The sequence below is a fragment of the Vibrio ishigakensis genome, assembly GCF_024347675.1.
GTDB classification, from domain to species: Bacteria; Pseudomonadota; Gammaproteobacteria; order Enterobacterales; family Vibrionaceae; genus Vibrio; species Vibrio ishigakensis.
This window is the reverse complement of record NZ_AP024881.1, coordinates 1,035,896-1,044,845: the sequence shown is the minus strand read 5'-3', so window position 1 is coordinate 1,044,845 and position 8,950 is coordinate 1,035,896. Positions and strand designations below refer to the sequence as shown.

Here is an 8,950-nt window from a genome sequence, read left to right as displayed (position 1 = left end):
GCTAAGGGGCGAGCATCTGCCCCCTAGAGGTTTGCAACTAGTGAACGCTTCCATGTTCATCAGTTGCGGTTGCTTGCGGACCCGCATTTTGTAGCATCTTGTTTAGATTGCGCAGCGAGTGCAGGTGCAAGTAAACAAGCTCAAGGCCATCAGAGGCAAACAGCTGGTTAAGGTCTTCTTGTTCCAGTCCTTTTAGCTTCTCTTTGTTGATTACCTTGAAGCCCGTTAAAGTGCGTTCTTCACCCGTTGGTAGGGTGAACTTAGCGCCCATATCTTCGAAGAGATCCAGCTCTACAAGCTTGTTACAGAAGGCTTGCGTGCGCTGATAGTGGTTTTGGTAGTCTTGTAGGAAACCCAGTACCTTTTCTAGGTATTGAGTCTGCTCACCTTCTGAATCGAATAAGCGCTCGCCCTTGTCTTCTTGGTTACAACCAGAGTAAGACTCATCGATACATAGGGTTAGGGTTTTACCCTCATCTGTGCTCGCAAACACGAACGGATAGCGACGCACAAAGGCTGGCACGTATTTCGCCACCCATTGGCCTTGGTCATTTACATATAGGTTCTCGTCTTGCTTGATACCCATAACCACAACCGGTAGCACTTGGTCACCTTCTCCAGCAAACACGATAGAGTAATCCTGCGCTGCGTGAGGGAACTCGGCGGCCATTAGAGGCACTGAATTCACTTTCTTGGCAAAGTCGTAGTTATTCTCTGCCTTAACTGACCAATCTTGATGACGCTTCTTATTAACTGCTTCTACCTGTCCGTAGATCAATAGTTGTGTAGCCACATCGAACTCCTTTTCATCCTTAAAAATTACTTCTTAGTTAAGTAACATCGAAATTGTGTGAACCTAAGGTTCTTATTCCTAGTAAGCGCTAACGCTGGACAATTCCAGTTCCAAATCTTGATCCAGAACCTGCAAGTCAGTTGATACTTCTTTCCCCTGTAAAGTGTTGTTGATCTGCTCGAGATCGAACTCCGTCAGCGTACCCACAGCGCGCTTCAGGCGTAAATTGTTGTAAAGATAATCATAGCGTGCGGCCGAGTACTCCGTGCGAGCGATGAACAGATCTCGCACCGCATCCAATACTGTTACACTGGTGGTCACGCCAGACTCAAATTGCTGCTCTTTAAATTCCACTGCAGATTCATAGGCTTCCACTGATTTGTTCAAAGCCTCTACCTTGCTGATAGAGCTGGTCACACCAGTAAAGGCGTCGCGGGTTTCACGCGAGGTTTGACGCCAGATTTGCTCCAATTCATTGCGGGACTTATTGAATAGACTCTCGGTTTCACGAACGCGCGATGACACTGAGCCACCCGCATACAGAGGAACCTTAAGACGAATCATGACATCGGCAGTTTCTAGCTCACTACCACCACCGAATAGAGAACCGTCCGTATCTGAGATATTATAAGAGGCCACCAGATCAAGCTCTGGGTAGTGTCCACCTTTTTGGCTGCGGATATCCTCACGCGCGGCTTCCATAGCACTCTGCTTGGCAATGATGTTTGGGTTGTTCTTCTGTGCGTTATCGATCCAAGTCTGAACTTCAAACGGTTCAGGACGAACCAACTCTAACTCTTCACCCAAAGTGGCAAGGCTTGGCGGAACATTACCCGTCAGCTCATACAGCCCCTGCAAAGCATCACGTAGCGAATTGCCAATCTCTATCTTGCGAGCCTGCGCTTGAAGAAGGCGAGCTTCTGCATCTAGAACATCGGTACGGCGCGCTAGACCACTACTTCCTTGCGTTTTCACAAACTCGTTTAATTGCTCAAGGGACTTCACCTCAGCATCGATACCTAAGTAGGTGTCGCGTCTTTTCAACACGGTGAAGTAGGCACGAGCAACACGAAGTATTAGCTCTTGGCGAACGTCTTCTAGCTCAGCGGCCACCTGCTTTACATCTTGCTCAGCCTGAGAGAAAGCAGCCCAATTACTGTAGCTATAAATGGATTGGGTCAAAGAGAGAGTCAGGTCGTTGGTCGGATAAGTATCTGACCCCACGTTGGTGTAAACCGGGTTATCCGAATCTCGAATATTTTGATAGGTCTGGGTATGACTTAGCTCTAAATCCAAAGTCGGAAGCAAGAAAGAACGCGCTTGTTCATACACTTCTTTGTCTGCATCGTACTGGGCAATACCCGCACGATAAACAGGGTCATATTCAAGAGCTTGTTGGTAGATATCGAGAAGGTTTTCTGCGCTCGCTGAGGATGTGAGCACACCCAGCGTCAGCGCGCTGAAGAGTTTCTTAATCATCGCTTGTCCCTGCGTTAATAATTAAGTGTCTAATCGTTTCGTTTTTATTGTTTTATTTCCCATGCCTTTTCCTGTGGCACGGGTACAACGTTTTTATAAAGTATATGCAGGATTTTCAGATTTGCAGGGAATAAGAAACATTTTCAGTCTCTTTTTTATTATGCCTTTTGATTATCTTCAATAACCAAATCCTTTTGTGTTAGTTGGCAAGAGCTAAAACAAACTTGATACCTAAACGACTTAGAGAACAGGCGCGATTAAAACTTTAAGTAATAACTAGATTAGTTTATAAAAATCAGCACTTTATATATTCCCATATAATATTTATGGATAAAGAAAGTTAAAATGAAATAACATGAAATTTACCGAACTGCATGTTAAATAATAAGCAAACTCTCCCAACAAGCACATGAAGAAAATATTACAGGTAAGGTTGAAGAAGTGGCATATAATTCCACAAAAAAAATAAGGGCATGTAAGCTTATACGTTTGCTCGCATGCCCTTACAATTGCATTGGGTTACGCGTCAAGCTTGAGCTCGATACACCCCACCAGACACTGACAGCTCGCTGCGAGCTTCTAGCTCTTCGAGCACAGCCTCAATGCGCAGCTTCATCGCCTTGCTGGTTGACGAGAAGCCCAGTACCTCAGCGATGGATTTCACTAACTCATCCTTGGCAATAGAATAGGTCTCTTCCACGGTTTCAATAGCCGCCTTGCCAATCTCGCCATCAAAGATAAAGTCGAACTTGCGCTCGTTAGCCGACAGCTCCTGACGTCCTCGAACGCTGATCTCTTTACTCGGCGAAAGCAGAAATTCACCGTCCAATTTCACCCAGCGGTTTTGCTCGGCGATCGCGGTAGCCTGCAGAATTGCACGGCTGATACGCGCCCCAGAGCGGGTTGCGCCCACTGCCGACAGCAAGCGAATACCCAGATGCTTAACATGGATAGGCCCTTCAGCCTCAACGATTTTATGAATATCTGAGGCCAACTGATGGGTAGGAACATCAGGGATAGTCTTGCCGGAGCGAAGGCTCAATTCACTAATATCAATCGCCTGATACGAAGCAGCCCCTTGGTCGTACTCCACCTCTACTCGCTCAATCTGCGCTTGTGGCTTGGCTTTACTCTCTTTTGCAACAAAGGCTTCTTCATCGAAGTTTTTGTAGAATGCCTTGGCTTCTAGCAGCGCTTCTTTTAATCGCTCGCTCTCTTTATGACGAGAGCGGAACCAATCAGTACTCCAGATGCGATGGAATCGCCAGCCCAGTCCTTCCAATACCCCTTGGCGAATACGGTCACGGTCTCGCGCACTCTTAGAACTGTGATAGGTTGCACCATCACACTCTACCGCGAGCATATAACGACCCGGTTTGCTTGGGTCACGCACAGCGATATCAATATAGAAGCCTGCACACCCCACCTGTGGCTGAACCTCATAACCTAAACCGCGAATGGTCGAGATCGCTTCTTCTTCAAATGGAGAATCCGGCTCCTTACCTGTCTCAGTTGGACGAATCAGCTCTTTAGAGTCGGCGTAGTGGAGGAAGTGCTTCAACGCACGCACACCAAATGGCGTTTCACCCGTGGTTGGCATCTCTTCAGCTTTGAAGTTACTAAACACCTGCATACTAAGGCGTGAACGAGTGATCAATACGTTTAGGCGGCGCTCGCCTCCTTCTGAGTTGAGCGGTCCAAAACTCATCGACAGACGCCCTTCTGGAGTCTTGCCATAGCCGATACTGATATAGATAGTATCTCGCTCATCACCCTGCACGTTCTCAAGGTTCTTGACGAAGAAGTCCTCACCCTCAGGATGCTCAGCAAAGAAATGCTCTAAATCTGGGTTTTCCTTACGCAGACGCTCCACCTCAAGCAAGATGGCATCGCGCTGCGCGGTACTAAAAGCCACCACGCCTAAGGTTTGGTTTGGTGAATGCTTGGCATGCTCCATCACCGCCTCAGCAACTGCGGTTGCCTCTCCGGCATTGGTTCTTGAGCCACCCCTGTCATAGGTGGTATCCGGAAGATGATTAAAGCTAAGTCCTTTAGCATTTGGATTGATGCCCGATGATGGGAATATCATCAGCTTGTTGTCGTAGAACTCTTGGTTCGACACAGCAATCAGAGACTCATGACGGCTACGATAGTGCCACTTCAACATTCGCTCTGGGGTGCCAGAAGCTAAGAACATGCCCAGAATACTCTCTATATCCGCAGTTAGACTCAGCTCGGCCTCTTCACCGTCAAGGGTAAACTGTCGACCGAAGAAGTTGGTCGGTGGCATCTGCTTGGTATCGCCCACCACGATAACCTGCTTACCGCGAAGGATAGCGCCCAAACCATCAGCCACCTTAACCTGCGAGGCCTCATCGAAGATGACCAAGTCGAACTCGATACTGCCTGGCTCCAGATAGGTAGCGATAGACATAGGGCTCATCATAAACACTGGCTTGATCTGCTGAATGGCGCGACCTGAGCTATTGAGAAGCCTGCGGATCGGTAGATGCCTACGCTTTTTATTGAATTCTCGCCTCAAAGTTTCGACCTCACCGCGAGCGCTCGGATTTGGCAGTCTTTTATAGAGATCTTCCACCAGCTCCTCTTGCGCAAAGCTAAACAGCTGCTTGTCGATACTTCTAAAGCGCTCGATGCTCTTTTCATGCTCAACGCGGTCAAACTCTTTGATCGCTAGCTCTTTCTCATACACCTCACTCACCAGTTGTGAGTGATAGCGATAGATGAAAGCGGTAGCCAAAAGCTCTGGCTTGTCATCCCAGGCGCGCGCCATCACAGCCCATGCGTCCAAGCCTTGAATGCTGAGCTTTTCGCTGATGCGGTTAAAGCGCACCAACTCGTAAAGGTTATCGAGATCAGACTCCAGTGCATCTAGAGTTTCAAGGGATGAGATAGATTCAGAGAAAGCGATAGCCTCCAATGCAAGCTCACTTGCAAGTTGCGCTAGTGCTTCATCCCTTCGCTCAATCTGATTATTTAAAGAGGTTAACTGCTCTTGACTAACCGTAAACTCTTGGCGCTCTAGATAGCACACCAAGTTGGCATCTAGGCTTTTAGATGCAATGCCTTGGTAGGTGGCATGAATCCATTCAAGAGGGGCAAGCAGCCCCTGCCAATCAGTATTATGATTTCTAAAGTTTTCACCAATTACCCTGACTGCCTGCTGCGCCGAGTCAATAAAGTTATTCTGCTCTGATTTGAGTGTTTGAATAGCATCGATTGAAGAGAGCCATTCATCTACATCGCCAGATAAGCCATTTTTTCTAAGACCGGCAAAGGTTGCCTTACAGCGTCTAAAGTCACCTGAGAGAAAGCGCCACCATTTCTTGCCCGTAGTGGCGAACACGCCACGTGCTAGGGTCCAATCGTGCTCAAATGCCTGAGGTGCAAACTCTTGTTCTAGCTCACTCTTACTTCCTTGAAGCTTAGCGCCCACCCTTGCTTGCTCAAGGATCTGCTCACCTCGCTCAAGCCAAAGCTCTTTAGACACATCTATGCCCATCAGCTCAGGCTTGTTAGCGATATGCTCTAATGAATCGAGCACCGTCAGCGCTGATTGATAACATTTCACCTCATTGGCAAGCTCAGCTTGTTGGTTGAGCTCAGCCACGCTTTCAACCAAACCCTGCTGACTATTAATTAGTTCCTTAGCAAGGTTGGTCGCCTGGGAATGTTTAGCAGGAGAAAACTCGGTCAGCTTGGTGCTGTGATACAGGTTATGGATAGGTGCGCCATGCTCGCTCAGGTAATCCACCAGCTCTTGCACATGTCCCAAGCTCTTGGTGTATTGGCTATGAGTCCAATTCGCCACCGGCTCGGTCACCTTGGGCAGGATGCTCTTATCCAGACCATCTAGCTTTTCTTCGCTCTGCATCGCATGCCCTAGAGCCACCTGATAGGTCACGCCTGTCTCAGCCACTGGGGTATTCACCGCCTTGGTATAGGCATCGAGACGCGCCCGAAGCGCCACCAACTGCTCGATATCTTCTGAGCGCTGCGGAGTCACTGGCGAGGCTTGTAGTAAAGTGGCTTCTAATGAAGAAAGTACCGATTTCTTGTTTGCCTTATGGGAGTGAAGCTCAAGCACCGCATCACCGATATTGCAGTTATCTAAGCGGCGCTTAACCACATCCAACGCCGCCATTTTCTCAGCCACAAACAGGATCTTCTTATCATCCGCCAGAGCCTGAGAAATGATATTGGTGATGGTCTGGGACTTACCCGTACCTGGAGGGCCTTGGATAACTAGATTAGCGCCAGATTTAGCCGCCAATACCGCTTCGGTTTGGCTCGAGTCTGAGTCCAGAACCAGTTGTATGGCTTCGGCTTTGTTCACATCCATCGGCGTTTCAGACAAGAGCTTAGAGTCGGACTCAAAGCCGCCACCAAATAGTTTCTCTACTATGGCATTTTGTGACGGTTTCTTGCCCTCAGGCCAAGCCTCCTCAGATAGGTCTTGGTACATCTGAAACTTACCAAAAGAGAAGAAGCTCAGTGCTATCTTATCTCGCGCAACCTCCCAACGAGACTCGCGAGAAATAGCTTTTTCCACCTCAGCAAAGTAATGCTCAAGTTCGAACTCTTCTTGATCCTCATCGAAGATAGGAAGCTCGATACCAAAATCCATCTTCAGCTTTGAAGCCAAGGTCAGATTAGTGCCCAGCTCCGCCTCTGTGTAATTCAGCTTAAACGCCTCTCCCGCTTCACCTCGGAAGAGCTCAACTGGAATCAACACTAGCGGCGCATAGCGTGCCTTATATGAGTTTTGGTCTTCGTACCATTTCAAGAAGCCGGTAGCGATATATAGGATATCCATCCCCTGCTCTTGCACAAAGGTCAGCGCCTCAGAGTGTATCTTCAGAAGGCGAGTATCGAGCGCCCTTGTAAACAACTGAGTCTGCAAGGCGTTATCTTGATGACGCTTGCCACCAGAATTGTTCTCTAGATGCGAAGTAAGGTCACTAAGGGTAAGGGCTGTATCATCGTCCTCAAGCTCATTCGGCGCAGGCAAAAACTTCATTGGTTTGTGCTTGTGCACCAAGGTCTCATAGACCTGAGACGAGCGCTCATCCACAATCTCGAGCACCTTAGCGCCCTTACCTAGACTAAGCAAGGTATTCCCTCTTAGTCCCATATCGAGCAGCTCTTGGCGACTCTTATCAAAAACATCTTTTATCTGAGAAATATTCATAGCGGTGAAGAAAACTATTTAAATTCAATAAGTAAAATACAAAACGGCCCCGATGCCAGCGTATATTGTATGGAATACTTTAACTGTGAGTCGGGAGCAGTTTTAGTTTGCAAATATCGGTGACAGTCTAGAATAATAATCGGATAAGAGACAAATAGTGTCTCTTTGCTGTTTTTATCAAAAACTGTCCAAAATCGGTTCTATACTAAATCCGTTGTTTAACTATTAAGTTGTTGAAAGTTCATGGATTTAGAACATATCTACAAGGTGGTGGGCATCCTCGCCATCATCGTCTTCTTCTATACCCTAGTAGCAAAAAGAATCGAAAACTCGTCCATTTCTGGGCCCATCGTGTATGTGATTCTTGGATTGGCCCTAGGTTCCCACGGATTTGGATTAGTTGGCGCAGATGCCGAGGCCAATGATCTGCGTCTTCTTGCTGATATCACCCTAGCCCTGATCCTTTTCTCCGATGCCGCTCACTCAAATCTAAGCGTTCTCAAGGCCAAGGCAAGCTACCCAACCCGAATGCTAAGCCTTGGTCTTCCGGGCGCTATCTTGCTCGGCTTTGCCGGTGCTGCCCTGCTCTTCCCCCAGCTAAGTCTTATCGAGGCCGGTATTCTCGGCACCATGCTAGCAGCCACCGACGCAGCACTTGGAAAAGCGGTCATTACCAATGAAAAGGTGCCAGCGGAGGTGCGTGAGGGGCTGAATGTTGAGAGTGGCCTTAACGACGGTCTATGCGTACCTATCTTACTCGTGCTTATCGCTATGGGCTCTAGCGCTCATGCAGAAGTCTCAGGCTCCCATGCCCTGATGCTGGTAGCCGAAGAACTCGGCATTGGTTTAGTGGTTGGCCTTGGGTTTGCGTTTATCGGTGCAAAACTTCTAACTCTGAGTGCTCAAAAAGAGTGGCTCAGCGAGGTGTGGGTTCAACTGACAGTAGCTACCTTAGCTCTAGCAAGTTTCGGCGTCGCTCAGACCCTACACGGCAGTGGCTATATCGCAGCATTTAGTGGCGGCTTACTCTTTGGGCATCTGCATGAAAAACACACCCACAAGCTAGTGCTCACCACAGAAAGTATCGCTGAGCTGTTCGCCATGCTGACCTGGATCCTGTTTGGCGCAGCAGTGGTAAGCCAAGTGTTCGACCTATTTGACGGCACCATCATCTTGTACGCCGCCATCAGCTTGACCCTAGTGCGTATGCTCCCTATCTACCTGTCATTCTTGGGCACCGATGTACCAAACGCACAGCGTCTATTCATGGGCTGGTTTGGCCCAAGGGGACTGGCAAGCATAGTGTTTGCGGTAATCGTAATAGAGGCGGGACTTCCCGGAGGCAAATTCATCGCCCTAGTGGTCACCTGCACCGTATTTATGAGCCTAGTTCTGCACGGGATCACCGCCAAGCCACTGGCCAATCGAATCGGCAAATAGAAAAACGCCACCTCAACCGAGGTGGC

Annotated in this window: 4 protein-coding genes; 1 reads left to right on the top strand and 3 read right to left on the bottom strand. The window is 48.4% G+C overall.

From position 1 onward, the window contains the following. Positions 1–37 precede the first annotated feature (37 nt). The 3 genes from Pcarn_RS04790 to Pcarn_RS04780 form a co-directional block, all read right to left on the bottom strand. Positions 38–793 carry a SapC family protein gene (locus tag Pcarn_RS04790; protein ID WP_261835247.1) on the bottom strand — a complete coding sequence of 252 codons (756 nt, stop codon included), beginning with the start codon at positions 791–793 and terminating at the stop codon, positions 38–40. 78 nt (positions 794–871) lie between these two features. Further along, the gene (locus Pcarn_RS04785; protein ID WP_261835246.1) at positions 872–2,272 is read right to left on the bottom strand and encodes a TolC family outer membrane protein; all 1,401 of its coding nucleotides are present in this window, start codon (positions 2,270–2,272) and stop codon (positions 872–874) included. A 526-nt stretch (positions 2,273–2,798) separates the two neighbouring features. Beyond that, complete coding sequence (locus tag Pcarn_RS04780) at positions 2,799–7,484, bottom strand: DUF3320 domain-containing protein (protein WP_261835245.1); 4,686 nt, start codon at positions 7,482–7,484, stop codon at positions 2,799–2,801. Positions 7,485–7,727: 243 nt separating this feature from the next. On the opposite strand from Pcarn_RS04780, the gene Pcarn_RS04775 reads away from it, so the two are divergent. Then, on the top strand, positions 7,728–8,924 hold the full coding sequence (locus Pcarn_RS04775) for a cation:proton antiporter (protein ID WP_261835244.1): 1,197 nt from the start codon (positions 7,728–7,730) through the stop codon (positions 8,922–8,924). Positions 8,925–8,950 lie beyond the last annotated feature (26 nt).